The following is a 16,324-nucleotide window of genomic DNA, read 5'->3' as shown; positions in this document are numbered from 1 at the left end:
TTTAAGCATTCATAGGCATGTCACTAGTCTATTTGCTCTCTCTCCTCAATAGTTTTAAGTGTTTATATCGAAATTTATCAAGGAAATTGATTAATACTTGTTATGTATATGCTAAACATCTGTATTTTTATACAAATGCTATTCTTTTATAGTATTTAAAAAGTTACAAATAGAGCATGCAAAAGTTAAATCATACCAGTATCAATTTAAAAAGAGGGTGTTATCTGGCTCCCAAATACAACATTTATGATTTTAACGACTTTTTGATAGGTGTAACAAATTATAAAAACCCTATTGAAACCGGTATTTGGCACTCTCATGAAAAACCATTAATCAGTTTTGTACTTTATGGTCATAATACAGAATATAGAAAAGGAAAAAAAACTGAAAGAACTGCGAGATGTATAAATTATTATCATGCCCATGAATTACACAAAAATGTCTACCACAATTTTCCATCTAAACATATAAGCTTAGAAATAGACACTTCTTTTTTAACGAAATACAACTATACAGAAGCAGAAATTGAACTAGCTTTGAAAAAAAGTTATGATTCTCATTTTACTTTTATAAAATTAATGAATGAAGCCGAAATTAGTGATTTACAATCCCATGATTCTATAGAAATGCTATTTCTGGCATTTATTGAGAATTCTATCAAATCAAAAGAAGAAACAGGATTTCCGTATTGGATGCAATCTGTTAGAGATATACTAAACGATCGATGGAACGAAAATGTTTCTTTAAAAGAACTAGCGAATCAAGTAAATATTCATCCTACTACAATATCAAAGAATTTTAGGCAATACTTTCAATGTACCTTTGGCGAATACACAAGAAAACTAAAAGTGAATCATTCTATCGATATTATACACTCTTCTCAATACTCACTAACCGAAATAGCTTATATCTGTGGTTTTTCTGATCAAAGTCATTTTACAAGGATATTTAAATCTATGACTGGCTATTTACCTAAGGAATACGTCAAAATTTAAAATAAAAGCAAATTCTGTTCTATTTTTTTAAATAGCCATTACATTTCTTTGTTAGCGTCATTTAAATAATATAGTATGAAAAATAATTTATTGTCAGTAGTATATATAAGTCTTTTAATCTTAATTTTAGGTTGTACCACTTCTAAAAAAGAAACCGAAAAAGTGGTTGAGGAAGAATACACTACCAACGATCAAAATCCAAAATGGGTAAGTAGTTTAATCAATGCATATAGAACCCTAAATGATAATCAAAATATTGAAGCAGCTAATCAACTATATGAGGCCGCAGAACTTATGCCCAAGAAAAACTGGGAGATCTATTTTATGGTAGCAACTGTTTATGCTCCCAAAAACAAAAATGACGAAGCATTTTTATCATTAGATAAAGCTATACAAGCAGGGCTTAGAGATTCTGTATTAACAGCAACCTATCCAGGCTTATCTAATCTAAGAAACGACTTAAGGTGGAATGATCTATTACATGCCGTAAGCAACAACAAAAGGAAGTATATACAAACTATTAAAAACCCAGAGTTATTAAAAGAATTGGAAGAAATGTGGGCACAGGATCAACTTGCATTATCTCAATATGAAGAAAAAACAAAAGCTCTAAACAGTAATGCCTCTACAGAAGAATACCAATTACTCTTTAAACCCGTCGAAGACCGGTGGGAAATAAACAGGAATAAGCTCGATAGTATCATTGATATTTATGGTTGGCCCGGAAATAAACTTGTCGGAGAAGATGGAGCAAAAATAAGTTGGGCAATACCACAACATTATCCCGATGTTTTTTTTAAACAAAAATGTCTATCCCTAATTGAAAAAGCAATGAAAAAAGGAGATATGGATCCCAACCATTATGCAGAACTTAATGATAGGATAGCTCGAGATACCTGGCAAAAACAAATCTATGGTGCAAGCATGGCACAAGACGCTCCTTATCCTATTAAAGACCCTACCAACGTAGATAGAAGAAGGGTTGCATTAGGGCTTCTTGAGCCAATAGAAGTATATGCTTATTTTCATGGAATCAAATACCAAAGGCCTAGCGCAGAAGAAGCTAAGATAACATTAGCAACCTCACATCAAAAAGCACTACAAAGTTTTGAAACCTTCGAAAAATTTATAGATCAGAAAAACATTGATTCGGCAAATGCACATATTGCAAACGCAATATCATTTTACGGTGAACTTAGTAATGAACAACTTTATCAGGCGTCATTACATCTTGCCCCATTCGAGAATAAACGTTCTAAACGAATCTGCAAAAAAATACTAAAAGTTCTTATCTGGAGAAAATGGGAGGGTAGATTTCAAATACCCAAACAACCAGAATTTGTCTCATGGTATGAAAAAAAGGAATGGTCAGAAATTACAGAACTCCTTCAAAAGAGTCAATAATTACTGTTTTTAACGATCAAACAGCTTCAAACAATTTTCCCGGTAGCGGTTTTATAACTCCTTTAAACTCCATATTAAGCAAAACAGAAGCTGTTTTAAATGTAGGGACTTGGCATTGTAAAGCTATAACGTCTAATAACTCCTTTCCGTTATTGGTTAAAAAATTATAGATTTTCTTTTCTTGCTCATCTAACTTAATGAATAGTGATATGCTATTATTTAATTAAATTTTCAATAATAAATTCTTCGAATTTCTCAAGAGTTTCCGGCATATTTTTTCTACCAAAACCTACTCTAAAAAAACCTTTGTAATCATAAATTTCTCCTGGTAGTAATAGTATATTTTTTTTCTTTATAACTCTTTCAGAAAATACCATATCATCCTCATCAAAATTAATTTTTACAAATCCAATTGGACCAGAATTTGGTTTGTCCCAAGAGAATAAATCAGAATACTTAATAAAAAAATGGTCGAGCAGTGCTATATTTTTTTCTACTATTTTAAGATTTCGCTCTAATATTGATTTTCTATTTCTAAGACCTATCCCTGCCAGAAATTCACTAGGTCCCGAATTACAGATTGTAGTATATTCTTTTAATATTTCTATATTTTCTATTATTTTTTGACTTTTGGTAGCTATCCACCCAATTCTAAGTCCTGGTAAGCCATAAGCTTTTGACATTACACCTAAAGAAACTCCATTTTCGTATATATCAGCAAATGCAGGGATTGTATATTCAGATTTGTGTTCTAATTCCCGATATACTTCATCACAAAAAATAATGATGTTATTTTTTCTTGCTATCTCTATTATTTCTAGTTGTTCTCTTTTTGAGAAATGAAACCCTGTTGGATTATGTGGCGTATTTAGGTAAATTACTTTTGTTTTGTTACTTACAAGCTTCTTTAAATCATTTATATTAAACACAAACTTTTTATTCTCATATCGAACTGTCCAATCCAAAACCTTGCACCCAATACTTTCTGGAATAGATTGTACTGATTGATAGCAAGGAAATTGAACAATTACCTCATCCTCGGGCTTTAAAATTGCTTGTGAAAACAAAAAAATAGGTTCTTGTGCTCCTGTGCACACCAATAGATCATTTGGTGTTATAGTATTATATAACGAAGAAATATCTTCTCGTAAAAAAGGATTTCCTTTTGTTTCTGTATATCCAAGCCATAAATCCTGAAATTTTTCTAGTGCCCCATTTTCTAAAGAAAGTACGTCACGAACAGACATCGATTCACAATCAGAACTACACAGAAGATATTCGGCAGTAAATTCATGAATAGTATAAAATCTTTCAAGTTTAAATGGTTTTATGGTCATGTCTTAAATGTATTAGTCATATTATACAATACCAAAATTAATACCATATCAAGATTACTAAGGAGAAAAAATTGCTAATTTTAAATTAGTATTTAATCTTGCATAGAGCATGTTTAAACATACTCTTATTCTGAACTATTCTTTTGAAGTATTTTACATCTTTAAAACCAACAATATCACTAATTTCGGGAACAGAAAACGCTTCACTTTTTAATAATTCAAAAGCTTTTTGAAGTCGTAACTCAATCAAATATTTATGTGGTGTATTTCCCATTGTTTCTTTAAAGCACCTAAGAAAATGATATTCCGACATACATGCTATTTTAGATAAATGTGATAGATTTACATCTTCTCCATAAGAACAGTGTAAGTATTCTTTTACTAAATTAATGCGTTTAAATATTTCTAGCCTGGTGCTTTTTTTTCGATATTTCAAACTATTGGCTTGAGTATATATTCCATAGTTTAATCTTATCAATTCTTCTACAATTGATATGTGAATTTCATCAATTAAAAATATCGAAGATGGCTCTGACAATTGACTTAAAAGTCGAGTAAATAATTGTTTAAGCAGCTTACTTCTATTTTGCCTAAATTCATAAAAACTCATATTTACCAGAGTATAGTCAGGATTAGAGAGGAGAAAACTTTCTTCTTTAATTAAACCCGCAAATACTTGTTTATCCAAATCTTTCTTAAAATATATGGACAGAGAATCTACTTCACAATCAGAATCAATTATACTAGAGTAAGAATGGTTTTCATTTATAATTAAAATTGACTCTGGATTAACTTCTATTGGAACTTTATCTATAATATATCTTTCTGACCCTTTTAAGGTTGCTTTTAAAGATAGTGGTCCTTTTTTATCTATATAAGCAATAGATTTACTTTTTGCTTGCAATAAAATGTTTTGCTCCCACAAATTATTATAAAAAGAACCTGTACTAGCATTTGGATCCGGGAATTGAGTACAGAGCATTATTCTATATACTTTTTATCTAATAAATATAGCCATATTTCTGAATACTATAAACTAATATTTATTATTTTAAGATATAACTCCAAATCGTTTATTTGATAATCATTTCTCGTCACAAAACATGGTTACACACTCCCAACACAAGTGAAAAAATCATAAAAGAGTTATTAGATGTTATACCATAGATTGATCAGACTGCCTCAAACAATTTTCCCGGTAGTGGTTTTATAACTCCTTTAAGTTCCATATTAAGCAAAACAGAAGCTGTTTTAAATGTAGGGATTTGGCATTGTAAGGCTATGACGTCTAATAACTCTTTTCCGTTATCGGTTAAAAAATTATAGATTTTCTTTTCTTGTTCATCTAACTCTACAAATAGTTTTTTCTGTACAGCAGGTTGTTCATTCTCATCGAGTTTCCAATTAAGCATATACATTAGATCAGCAGCACTGGTAAGCATATGGGCACGCTGGGTCTTTATCAACATATTACATCCCTTGCTTAAAGGATCATGCGCTCTACCCGGTACTGCAAATACATCCCGATTATAAGAATTAGCAATATCGGCAGTTACCAAAGAACCTCCTTTATCGGCACTCTCAATTACTACTGTTGCTTCACTAAGTCCAGCGATAATTCGATTACGACCCAGAAAATTTTTACGATCAAAAGTATCTGTGCTCCAGAAATCTGTGAAAAACCCGCCGTTTTCCTCGATCTGTGGAACATACCTCTTATGCGTTTTAGGATAAATTTGATTTAAGCCATGAGCCAAACAGCCTATAGTTTGTAGATTATGTTTAACCGCTGCACGCTGCGCTGTGATATCTACACCATAAGCAAAACCCGATACGATAACAGGATTTACAGGAGCGAGGGTTTCTATCAATTCTTCACAAAACTGTACTCCATAACGAGTTACCTGTCGTGTACCTACAATACTCAGAATCTTTTTATGTTCAAGATCAATATTCCCAGAACTAAATAATACTACAGGGCCATCAATACAATGTTTCAACCTTTCTGGGTAATCCTGTTGATCATATACCAGGCAATTGATATTATTTTCCTGTATAAATTGCAGTTCGTTTTCTGCAATTTTTCGATATTCTGGATTATGCAAATCTTTGATTTTCATTTTTCCTATTCCATCAATTTTGAGCAGGTTGTTTGTTTTTTCGGCAAGTACTGCCTCTGCATCACCTACTTCGCGTATTAATTTTTTGATAGAACTATCCCCAAGATTGGTTACTTTTTTAAGGGTAAGTAAGGCGAGAAGTTTTTCGATGTTCATGTAATAATTTGTAAGTCAGTGCAAGAAACAAAAAAAAACGAAACTGTTAATAAATTCAGCGGCTAGAGTTTAAATGACCTTCATTTTTTTATACCTTTGGGATAATTAATTTTCACTAACGAAGAAAGCACATTTTTAGAAGGGGTAATGAATAACACAGCTAACTATATAAGCGAACTATTATATCGATATGAATGCATAATTCTACCAGGTTTTGGTGCATTTTTGACCAGGCGTCAACCAGCTACAATACAAGATGGAACTAATACATTTTATCCTCCTCAAAAATTAATTTCTTTTAATAGCCAATTGAAAAACAATGATGGCTTGTTAGCGAACTATATTGCTTCTGCAGAAAACATCTCATATACAGATGCTGTTGCCAAAATCCAACGTTATGTTTTATCTCTTAATGAAAAGATGGCGAATGGACAACGTATAGAATTAGAGAAAATTGGTTCATTTTATACTTCGGTAGAAAACACCTTACAATTTGAACCTTTACAAGAGGTAAACTATCTTACAGAAGCTTTTGGGTTACATTCGTTTGCATCTCCTGTAATTAAAAGGAATATTGAAATCAAGCGCGAAGTATATAAGGAGAATGTAGAAGCTATCGAAGAAGTAATTCCACTTACGTTTACACCAGAAAAACGTAGTGAACGCCCTTATTTACAATATGCAGCTGTGGCAGCAATCCTATTGGGGGTTGGTGGTTTTTTTGGTTTGAAACAAGTTAGTGATACTAATGTAAGTTATAATAATAAGGAATGGCAAAAAGCTAATCAGGAAATTGAAAACAGGATACAAGAGGCTACTTTTGAAATTTCTAACCCGCTCCCTGCCATTAATCTTAATATTATAAAAGGCAAAGAAAACATTACTACAACTCCTGAAGTATCTAATACTGTATCAGGAAGTTTTCATATCGTAGCCGGTGCTTTTAGAATTGCATCTAATGCAGATAGTAAAGTACAAAAACTTAAAGCGCAAGGGTTTAATGCGCATCTTATTGGAGTAAACAGATATGGTTTACACCAGGTAGCATACGAAAGTTATGAAAACCGTTCTGAAGCGGTACAAGCGCTAGCCAGAATTAAAAGAGAACAAAGCCCTAAAGCTTGGTTATTGATTAAAAAGTAATCCAAAAATCATACTACAATTATATAGTGTAAGTATTCTGTCGTGACCGCAATAGAATACTTTAAGATGAAATTTAAATACTCATGAATTAATACCATTTATAATTTTCTCATTATGGTATTACCGCATATCTTTGCAAAAAATTTAAAATTGCATGGAATCCAGACATCCTTCAGAATCTCTTACTACTTTAACCGATTTGGTACTAACAGGAGAAACCAACCCTTTAAATAACTTATTTGGAGGAGAACTTTTAGCTCGTATGGATCGTGCAGCAGGAATTGCAGCAGGTAGACATTCTCGACGAATTGTGGTAACTGCCTCTGTAAATCATGTTGCTTTTAATAAGGCTATCCCACTAGGTAGTGTTGTAACCGTCGAAGCAAAAGTTTCCAGAGCTTTTAGATCTTCGATGGAAGTATATATAGATGTTTGGGTAGAAGATCGCCAGAGTGGAGATAAAACTAAAGCCAATGAGGCTATCTACACTTTTGTTGCTGTAAATGAAAGTGGAAATCCAGTAGCCGTACCTTCAATAACCCCAGAGACAGAGCTCGAAAAACAGCGGTATGATGCCGCTTTACGCCGTAAGCAATTGAGTCTGGTTCTGGCAGGAAAAATGAATCCTAGTGATGCTACAGAGTTAAAAGCATTGTTTGTATAGACTATACACTCATTACATCTTATAAATCCAACTTTGAGGATTTAATCGTTTTGCATTTTGATAGATTAAGAATTTCATAATTGCTCTACCAGTTGTTGGGTTAGTACGCACCTCACCTATTGCTTGTTTTGTTGCTACTTTTTGCCCTTCTTTAACACTAATATTCTCGATATTATAATAGGTGGTGATATAATTACCATGTCGTATTTGTATCAAACGACTCGCTCCTTTAAGTTTTTGTATAGCGATTACTTCTCCTTCAAAAATCGCTCTCGCAGGTTCTCCCGACCTTGTTTCAATTTCTACCCCACTACTATTAATTTGTATATTAGGAAGCGTAGGATGAGGCTGACGCCCAAATTTCTTTGTTATTCTTCCTGTTCCTACAGGCCAAGGTAATTTTCCTTTATTAGATGTAAAATTATCGGCCAATATTTTGGCCTCAGCAGTAAGTGCAAATGTGGTTGCAGATCCTTTTTTGGTTACTTTTTTACCTGCTTTTTTATTCGCTCTAGCTATGGCTTCCCGAATCAATTTCTCAATTGCTTTATCAATAGCACTGGCTTGTTGTTCTTTTTTCTTGATTTGCTTTGTGTAGGTGCCTTGTTTTTTGCGAATAGAAGTCATCAAAATTTGTTGCTCCTTTTTCTCTTCTTTAAGCTTATTCTGTTCTTCGCGATTCTCTTCGATCAGTACTTGCTTTTCTTTTTTTTGTCTCGACAGATCTGTATTTAACGTCTGAAGCTCCCTGGTATTATTTTCTATTCGGTTTGCTTGCTCTTTGCGATGTTCGTTATACTGTTTCATATATTGTAATCGCTTATAGGCTTGAGAAAAATCTGAAGAAGAAAGCAAAAACATAATTCTACTTTGATGAGATTTACTCTTATAAGATTTTGAAATCATCTTGGCATAATCCTTTTTAAGTGCTGTAAGTTCCTTACGATATGCCTCTATTTTTTTAAAATTCGTATTGATCTCCCGGGTCAATAAATTAGCTTGTTGATTGGTTATTTTTATTAGATTTTTACGTGTTCCTATCTGTGAGTTGATCGTTTCTACTTCATAAAGAACAGAACGCTCTTTACGTTTGTTGTTAGCACGTAGCTCTTTCATTTGTTCGATCTCTTCTCTAAGTCGTTGGCGCTCTTCTTCGAGCTGCTGTTGTTTGCTACTTTGAGAAAAAGATGGACTAAAAACCAGTAATAAACCTACGAAATATATAATCTTTAAAAACCTCATTGAATAGTGACTTGCTTATACCCTGATGGTATTTTAAACGGAAAACTCACCTTAGCATTGTAATCTACCGTTTTATAATCTATCTCAATCATGGTTTTTTCTTTTTCCTGCAGTGCTTCAATATAGATTTCTTTCGGAAAATCCTGATTTCCTACTTTTTGATAGCTTTGATAATTAATCGTTAGATCTCTATTTTCGATCGGTTGTTTTAATCGTTGTGAATACATTTTGAAGGTATCCGGATGTATTAAAAACAATCGTTCAAAAAGTGCTAATTCTGTCTTAGGTCGTAATTGATACGCTTTTCCTGTTATTGAAGATTTATATTTATCCTTTCTTAGGTTAAACAACGCTTGTCCTAAAAGCATCTGCTGTACTTTATTATAATCCAGATCTGTGCCCAACCAATCGCTTAGCAATTTAAAATCTCCTTCAAAATAGGTGTTATTGATTTTCTCGTAGTAGCTTACTTTTTCTGGTGTAATGAGTGCCTTTGCCAACGTAATACCCAACATCTTTACACTAATCCAAATGGTTTTATCTTTTTCTATTCGCAGTGTAGCATTAGGACTATAAGATTGTTTGCCATTATCATATCTTACTTTTATACGGGTATTAAGTGTTTTAAAATTAAAAGATCGATTGTAGTGATTTGCAATTATCTTTTCTGCATTTAGTTTTTTGATTCCCGACGCACTTACTGCTTTGGTTCCCTTACAAGAATTAAGCATCATCATAGCAATGCACAATAGATAAAATATTCTGTTCATTACCCGCTTATGATTTTTTCTGAAGTTGATTTACTTTTTGTTGATATTCTGAAGCTTTTGTAGTATCTCCCAAGTTGCGATATGCCTCACTTATTTGTTGGTAAAAGTCTGATTCCATCTTTAGATCATCTATCACGTAATCTATACCTATAGTAAGAATCTCGATAGCTTCAGCCGCTTTTTCGAGGCGAATTAATGCTACGCCATTGGCCAAATAGAAAATAGGTTGTGCAGGATACATTTCTAAAGCTAATTCGCTTCCTATTTCTACTTTTTCATATCGCTTTAAGTCTAGTTGTAATAATAATATTCTTTTTAGCAATATAAAGTCATTGGCATTACTTTTAATTCCTCGTTCATAAAAATTGAGTGCTTGCTCTTTTTTGTCATTTTTATAATAATAATGGCCTAATTCTGTAAAGACTTTTCCATTATTTTGACCATTAGAGAGCAACGAAACAATATCTGTTAATTGAGATTCGTATTGAGGATTCTTATCTAGAAACGGTAAAAAATCGTTAATCACTTTATATTTTGATTCGACATCTATTTTATTACTTTTTAAAGCAATCTTCATCGAACTAATAGCTTGTTCAAAATTATTTTCTTCAAGATAAAATTTATATAGTGCCAGATGTACGAATTCTGATTTTGGCTTTTTCTTTAATAGTAATTTAGCCGTTTCAAACGCTTTTTCTTTTTGATTATCCTTACTATACAGGTAAATCAGGTTTAAATAATTTTGCTCTACCTTAGGTTTTTCTTTTATTTTTTTCTCTAGTCTACTAATTTGACCATTGGGATTAATAATTTTTGAGGAGATCCTTTTTCGTAACCGATTGCGATAATCATCGGCTCCAAATTCGTCATCTAATTCATCAAGAACGATTAATGCTTCTTCATATCGTTTTTCTAGAAAGTACAAATTGGCCAACTGTTCCTTGAACATAGGGTTGAATGCAACTAACTTTTCTACTACACCTATTGATTCCTGGTATTTTCGTTGTTGAAAATAAACTTCGAACAAAAGCTCGAGGATAAACCTGTTATTGGGCTTAGCATCTAATACTTTTACGAAATTATCTTCTGCATCCTGATATCGTTTTAACTCTAAATAATTCTTACCTAATTCTAAATATAAAAAATCGGGTTTAGGGTCGATTTTTATACATTTCTCTAAGGCTTCAATTGCCTTATCGTAATTGGTAATCGCTTTTTGTTTTAGCGCCTCAAAAAAATTCTCTTGAAATTCGTCAGAAACATTTCCCAGATCGTCGATATTTATCTCTTGTTTAGGCTCTATATCCTGAGATAGAACCATAGTACTCCCACCCCAAAAGAATAGAAATAAAAGACATATATGTTTCCAATAGTTAATCATAAACTGTGTTCTGCAATACTGATATTGTATCATAAATTATTCCAAAATAGAATAGTCTCCAATACTCACTGTAGTGAAGTTTCCATCATAAACAGCATTGTTTCCAATCATAGCATTGTCTAAGTTAGCATTTTTTATGACAGTTTTGGTCTGAATCAGACTATTTTTGATTATTGCATTCTCGATTGTACACCCTTTTCCTATCGAAACATTGGGCCCAATAGTAGCATTTTTTAACGTTACTCCTTCACCCAAATAGCATGGAGCGATAACAGTTGAGTTTTCTTGTGTAACTTCATTACTAACCAAATGTTCTCCATCTTTTTGTAAAAATCCCAGCATTCTTGTATTTGTTTCTACGGTCACATTTTTGTTTCCGCAGTCCATCCATTCATCTACCTGTCCGGTTACAAATACTTTTCCATTACTCATCATTCTTTTAATTCCATCATTAATTTGATATTCTCCCCCGTTAATAATGTTATTATCCAGAACATACTGCAATTCGTTTTTAAGAACTGCCACATCTTTAAAATAGTATATACCTATTACCGCCAGGTCGGACACAAATTCTTTAGGCTTTTCTACTAATTCTACAATCTCGTTACTATCGTTTAGTTTTACGACACCATAAGCTTCTGGTTGGCCTACTTGTTTTACCCAAATTACAGAGTCTGCATTTTTATCGAGGTTAAAATCTGCTCTAATCAGTGTATCTGCATAAGCAATTACTGCAGGTCCTGACAAAGATTCTTTGGCACACATAATAGCGTGTCCTGTTCCCAAGGGTTGATCTTGCCTATAAATAGATGCTTTTGCTCCCAGGCTTTCTGCCAATGTTGTTAAACTTTCTACTACATCATCTCCAAAAAAAGCAGGATCACCTAATACAAAGGCTATTTCCTCAACTGGTTCTCCTAAAACTTTAGCAATATCAGATACTAACCGATGTACTATTGGTTTTCCGGCAACCGGAATTAATGGTTTAGGAACTGTGAGCGTATGAGGTCTTAGTCTCGATCCTCTTCCTGCCATTGGTACTATGATTTTCATGCTATTTTAAATTGGTTTTATGATGATTGTTGTTTTATTTAACTCCTGTACTTCCAAATCCTCCTTCTCCTCTAATTGTTTCTGATAATTCTGTTACCTCGATCCATTCTGCCCGTTCGTGTTTTGCAATTACCATTTGGGCTACTCGTTCTCCATTCTGAATAGTAAAATCTTCATTCGACAGATTTACTAAAATCACCCCAATCTCTCCCCGGTAATCTGCATCTATTGTTCCTGGTGCATTAAGTACTGTAATCCCTTTTTTGGCTGCTAATCCACTACGTGGACGCACTTGTGCTTCATACCCAATCGGTAACTCTATAAACAATCCGGTTTTTACAATTGTACGCTCTAGTGGTTTTAGCGTTATTGATTTTGTTATATGTGCTCTTAGATCCATTCCTGCCGAAGCAATAGTTTCGTAATGAGGTAGATCGTGAGATGATTGATTAATTATTTTTATCTGCATATTGATATCCTAATTATCCTGTAAAAGTTAGACTACTTTGCCATAAGCGGTAAGAGTCAAAATTTTAACCAGACTTATCTTTTTAAAATTTGTTTTAATTCTTTCTTTTCTGAGGCGTACAAAATTACTAAAAACCCAAGTAACAATGGGATAGAAATTATATAATTACTATCAAAAACATAAAATGATAAAATCGAAAAGGTAATAGATATAGAAAGATACATTCCTATCTTTTTAAGATTATAAGGAATAGGGTAATATTTTTTACCATAATACCATGATAACATCATCATAGATCCATAAGCCGCTAGTGTTGCTATAGCTGATCCAAGGTAACTATATTTTGGTATTAAAATAAAGTTTAATACTAATGTAATTATAGCCCCTATTACAGAAATATAGGCTCCAAACTTAGTTCTATCTGTAATTTTATACCATACAGAAAGGTTATGGTATATCCCGAGGCAGAGATTGGCTAATAAAATTATCGGAACAATTTTAACGGCCTCCCAATATGCCTGATCTCTTATGATGAGGTCTTTTAATAAATGTACAAAAACGATCACCCCAAGCAAAATAACCGCCCCAAAAGCTACAAAGTATTTGGTAATTCTGGCATAGGTTTCGGGAGCATTCTTATTTTCGGAGTAGTTAAAGAAAAATGGTTCTATTCCTAATCTAAAAGCTGTAGCAAACAAAGTCATAAACAATGCCAGTTTATAACAGGCAGAATATACCCCCACCAAATGATCAGCTACATCTTCTGGCAACAGGTAATCCAACAAAATCCTATCAAACGTTTCATTAATAGAGTATGCAACTCCTGCAATAAGAATCGGAAAAGCGTAGTTCATCATTTTTTTCCAAAGCACTCGGTTAAAACGATACTTAATCTTACTATAGAAAGGAATCAATAATACTAATGTTAATCCGCTCGCAATCAAATTAGAAATGAAGATATAATTGATCTCATAATTCTCTATTGTGATGCTCTTTAGTATCGAAAAATCTTTTGATACTGTTTTTAAGTACAGTAAGAGAAAGACATTCAGCCCCAGGTTAACGATTACATTTAGAATTTTAATCAACGAATAGCGCATTGGCTTTTCATTTGCTCTTAGCCATGCAAAGGGGATAATTACTAAAGCATCTAATAAAAGAATCCAAATTACCAAGGTAATGTAATCAACTCTTATATCGGTAAGTATTGCTATTTGGTTTCTAAATAGCAAGGCTAAAACAAAAAAACAAAATGATGAGATCACCAAAGATATTGCAGATGTACTTACTACTGCATCTTTATCAGATTCTTTATTAAAAAACCTAAAAAAAGCGGTTTCCATACCATAAGCCAGTATCACATTGAATAACACGAAATACGAAAATATAATAGAAATCTTACCGTATTCTCCTGTTGGTAACAAATCTGTATACAGAGGGACTAACAGAAAAGACAACATGCGCGGAAGCACTGTTGCCAGCCCATAGATAAAAGTTTGCTTAAAGAGTTTCTGAAATATGCTCAATTGGCGGTGTACTTATAGTTGTAAAAATACATTTTTTTGTCTTACGTATTGTTGCGTTTTTCTTACCAACGAACTCGTTTAATTTTTTTAACCAATTGAAAAACTTAAACGAGTTCGTTACTAAAAACTAATAAAAATTACTTCTTAACACCTAAAATATCATCAATAGTATTTACGGTGACAGAATGATAGTTTGGTCGAGCTTTCTCATAAATAAGTAATGCTTCTTTTGTTTTATTGTTTCGTTGATACGCTTTAAAAATAGTAGAAACATACCAACGACGTCCTACAGTAATAAGAAAATCTTCAATTTTTTTATCTACATGATTACCATGGTAATCATGATTTATGGATTGTTCGTACCAAACCATTGCAATATAAGAATTGGTAGCATTCGTTAGATCAAAAGCTTTATCAAACATGGCTAAATGTTTTTCATTTATATCTTTTGGAAAATTGCGAACAAAATATACCCATTCCTGGGTTGTCCAATTTTCGGTAATTTTTACATCTACCTTATTATTTGTGATAAATTGTGTTAACGCTTCTAAGACCTTATCAAATTTGTCTGATTTTGCAATCGCTTCATTATTCGGAACACCTGCTTTATAAATCCACTCATCAGCATTAAATTTAATATTCTCTTTACTCAGTAAATTTTCATTCAAAAAAACAATGAATTTCTCTGTACTTATAGTAGAGAAGGCATGTGTTTGAAAGTAATTATTAAGGAATTTATCAAATTTTTCACGCCCTACTGTTTCTTCTAATGTTCTTAAAAATAAGTATCCTTTCTCATAGGCAATACTATTCATACCATCATCTGGATTTCGCCCTTTTAAGTTCAGTTTTAATTTAGTTTCATCTGGTGTTGATTTAAAACCTTCTATTTCATCATCCAAACTTTGTCTACTAATTAATGCTAACATATTTGCCCTGTCTACTCCATACAATTCTTCCATTATACGGGTTTCAAAATAAACTGTAAACCCTTCATTAAGCCAAAAATCATCCCAGGTTGAATTCGTAACCAAATTCCCTGACCAGGAATGTGCCAATTCATGTGCTATAACAGATGTTAAACTTTTATCCCCAGCTATTAGTGTAGGGGTAGCAAAAGTCAAACGTGGGTTTTCCATTCCTCCAAAAGGAAAACTTGGTGGTAATACGATCACATCAAATTGCTCCCAAGCATATTCTCCATATAATTTTTCGGCCGCAACAACCATTTTTTCCATATCCGAAAACTCATTATGAACAGCATCTACCATAGATTTCTCAGCATAGACTCCAGTTCTGTCACTAATCGCCTTATACTCAATATCTCCAACTGCCAGTGCAATGAGATACGGAGAGATAGGTTGTTTCATTCTAAATTGATATTCTCCATTTTCTGTTTTCTCTTTTGGGTTTTCTGCACTCATTACTGCCATCAGGTCTGATGGGACACTTACTGTAGCATTATACGTTATTCTTATCTGCGGACTATCCTGTATAGGAATCCAGGTTCTAGTTAATATTGCTTGCCCCTGCGTAAATAAGAATGGATGTGTTTTATCGGCAGTTTGTTGTGGACTTAACCATTGTAATGCTTCAGTTTTATTCGTGGTTTTATATTGAACTGTTATTGTTTTTGTGGTGTTTTGAATATCAATTTTTAGTGGCTGCCCTAGGTATTCGTCAAATCTTCCTAATACAAACTTGGTATCCACTTCGTCTGCCTGTACATTTTCGATTTCCAAAAATTTAACATCCAAAATGATTTCTGAAGCGTTATTGTTTTCTATTTGATAAGTAGCACTTCCGCTAATGATTTCTTTTTCAAAATCAACATCTATATTTAAATCTAAATGTTTTATTGCAGCTTTATTCGGTTGTGCAAAAGAATGTGGTTCTTCTTCATACTTAGGCAAAGAAGCTTCCTTTTTCAATTCTGTTTTTTCTTTTTTAGCATCGGCACAACTTCCTAACAATAGTGTTGCACATACCAATAAAGTAATTACTTTTTTCATTTCCTATTTATAAATTTATAGTGTTGATTATTCTCTTTTATTCAAAAAAATA

At 32.8% G+C, this 16,324-nt stretch carries 14 protein-coding genes and 1 pseudogene; 4 read left to right on the top strand and 11 right to left on the bottom strand.

Translation table 11 applies throughout. The features are described from left to right. The first annotated feature begins 176 nt into the window (after window positions 1–176). Window positions 177–995 (top strand): AraC family transcriptional regulator, encoded by an 819-nt coding sequence (locus tag DK441_RS12135; RefSeq protein ID WP_109850959.1) that lies wholly within the window; start codon window positions 177–179, stop codon window positions 993–995. Window positions 996–1,070: 75 nt separating this feature from the next. Beyond that, entirely contained in the window at window positions 1,071–2,399 is a 1,329-nt protein-coding gene (locus DK441_RS12130; RefSeq protein WP_109850958.1) for a DUF6624 domain-containing protein, read from the top strand. A 16-nt stretch (window positions 2,400–2,415) separates the two neighbouring features. On the opposite strand, the pseudogene DK441_RS26560 reads toward DK441_RS12130, so the two are convergent. The 4 genes and pseudogenes from DK441_RS26560 to dprA all read right to left on the bottom strand — a co-directional run. Further along, window positions 2,416–2,604, bottom strand: a pseudogene (locus DK441_RS26560) (DNA-protecting protein DprA); the annotation flags it as partial. A 10-nt stretch (window positions 2,605–2,614) separates the two neighbouring features. Beyond that, window positions 2,615–3,736 carry an aminotransferase class I/II-fold pyridoxal phosphate-dependent enzyme gene (locus tag DK441_RS12120; protein WP_109850957.1) on the bottom strand — a complete coding sequence of 374 codons (1,122 nt, stop codon included), beginning with the start codon at window positions 3,734–3,736 and terminating at the stop codon, window positions 2,615–2,617. A gap of 85 nt (window positions 3,737–3,821) precedes the next feature. Further along, complete coding sequence (locus DK441_RS12115) at window positions 3,822–4,718, bottom strand: AraC family transcriptional regulator (RefSeq protein WP_109850956.1); 897 nt, start codon at window positions 4,716–4,718, stop codon at window positions 3,822–3,824. Window positions 4,719–4,908: 190 nt separating this feature from the next. Continuing rightward, entirely contained in the window at window positions 4,909–6,012 is a 1,104-nt protein-coding gene (gene dprA, locus DK441_RS12110; protein ID WP_109850955.1) for a DNA-processing protein DprA, read from the bottom strand. Between the two features lie 147 nt (window positions 6,013–6,159). Here dprA and DK441_RS12105 point away from each other — a divergent pair, with 147 nt between their 5' ends. Together DK441_RS12105 and DK441_RS12100 are read left to right on the top strand one after the other, a co-directional pair. Continuing rightward, window positions 6,160–7,155, top strand: a complete 996-nt coding sequence (locus DK441_RS12105; protein WP_109850954.1) for an SPOR domain-containing protein — start codon at window positions 6,160–6,162, stop codon at window positions 7,153–7,155. 154 nt (window positions 7,156–7,309) lie between these two features. Then, window positions 7,310–7,819 (top strand): acyl-CoA thioesterase, encoded by a 510-nt coding sequence (locus DK441_RS12100; RefSeq protein ID WP_109850953.1) that lies wholly within the window; start codon window positions 7,310–7,312, stop codon window positions 7,817–7,819. A 12-nt stretch (window positions 7,820–7,831) separates the two neighbouring features. Here the strand turns inward: DK441_RS12100 and DK441_RS12095 are convergent, their stop codons facing one another. From DK441_RS12095 to DK441_RS12065, 7 genes are all read right to left on the bottom strand, one after another. Further along, the gene (locus tag DK441_RS12095; protein WP_109850952.1) at window positions 7,832–9,061 is read right to left on the bottom strand and encodes a murein hydrolase activator EnvC; all 1,230 of its coding nucleotides are present in this window, start codon (window positions 9,059–9,061) and stop codon (window positions 7,832–7,834) included. After that, complete coding sequence (locus tag DK441_RS12090; protein ID WP_109850951.1) at window positions 9,058–9,831, bottom strand: DUF4292 domain-containing protein; 774 nt, start codon at window positions 9,829–9,831, stop codon at window positions 9,058–9,060. Before DK441_RS12090 ends, DK441_RS12095 begins: the two co-directional genes overlap by 4 nt. Window positions 9,832–9,838: 7 nt before the next feature. Next, the gene (locus tag DK441_RS12085; protein ID WP_160112075.1) at window positions 9,839–11,212 is read right to left on the bottom strand and encodes a tetratricopeptide repeat protein; all 1,374 of its coding nucleotides are present in this window, start codon (window positions 11,210–11,212) and stop codon (window positions 9,839–9,841) included. A gap of 36 nt (window positions 11,213–11,248) precedes the next feature. Then, window positions 11,249–12,265 carry a sugar phosphate nucleotidyltransferase gene (locus DK441_RS12080; RefSeq protein ID WP_109850949.1) on the bottom strand — a complete coding sequence of 339 codons (1,017 nt, stop codon included), beginning with the start codon at window positions 12,263–12,265 and terminating at the stop codon, window positions 11,249–11,251. Between the two features lie 34 nt (window positions 12,266–12,299). After that, on the bottom strand, window positions 12,300–12,734 hold the full coding sequence (gene dut, locus DK441_RS12075; RefSeq protein ID WP_109850948.1) for a dUTP diphosphatase: 435 nt from the start codon (window positions 12,732–12,734) through the stop codon (window positions 12,300–12,302). Window positions 12,735–12,808: 74 nt separating this feature from the next. Beyond that, window positions 12,809–14,260: an oligosaccharide flippase family protein gene (locus DK441_RS12070; protein ID WP_109850947.1), complete on the bottom strand. Its 1,452-nt coding sequence runs from the start codon at window positions 14,258–14,260 to the stop codon at window positions 12,809–12,811. 137 nt (window positions 14,261–14,397) lie between these two features. Continuing rightward, a complete protein-coding gene (locus DK441_RS12065; protein WP_109850946.1) occupies window positions 14,398–16,272 on the bottom strand; it encodes a hydrolase/aminopeptidase in 1,875 nt (624 codons plus the stop codon). Window positions 16,273–16,324 lie beyond the last annotated feature (52 nt).

This window comes from Aquimarina sp. AU58, assembly GCF_900312745.1.
In the GTDB taxonomy this organism is placed as follows: domain Bacteria; phylum Bacteroidota; class Bacteroidia; order Flavobacteriales; family Flavobacteriaceae; genus Aquimarina; species Aquimarina spinulae.
The sequence above is the reverse complement of the archived record's forward strand: the minus strand, read 5'-3'. Positions and strand labels throughout refer to the sequence as shown.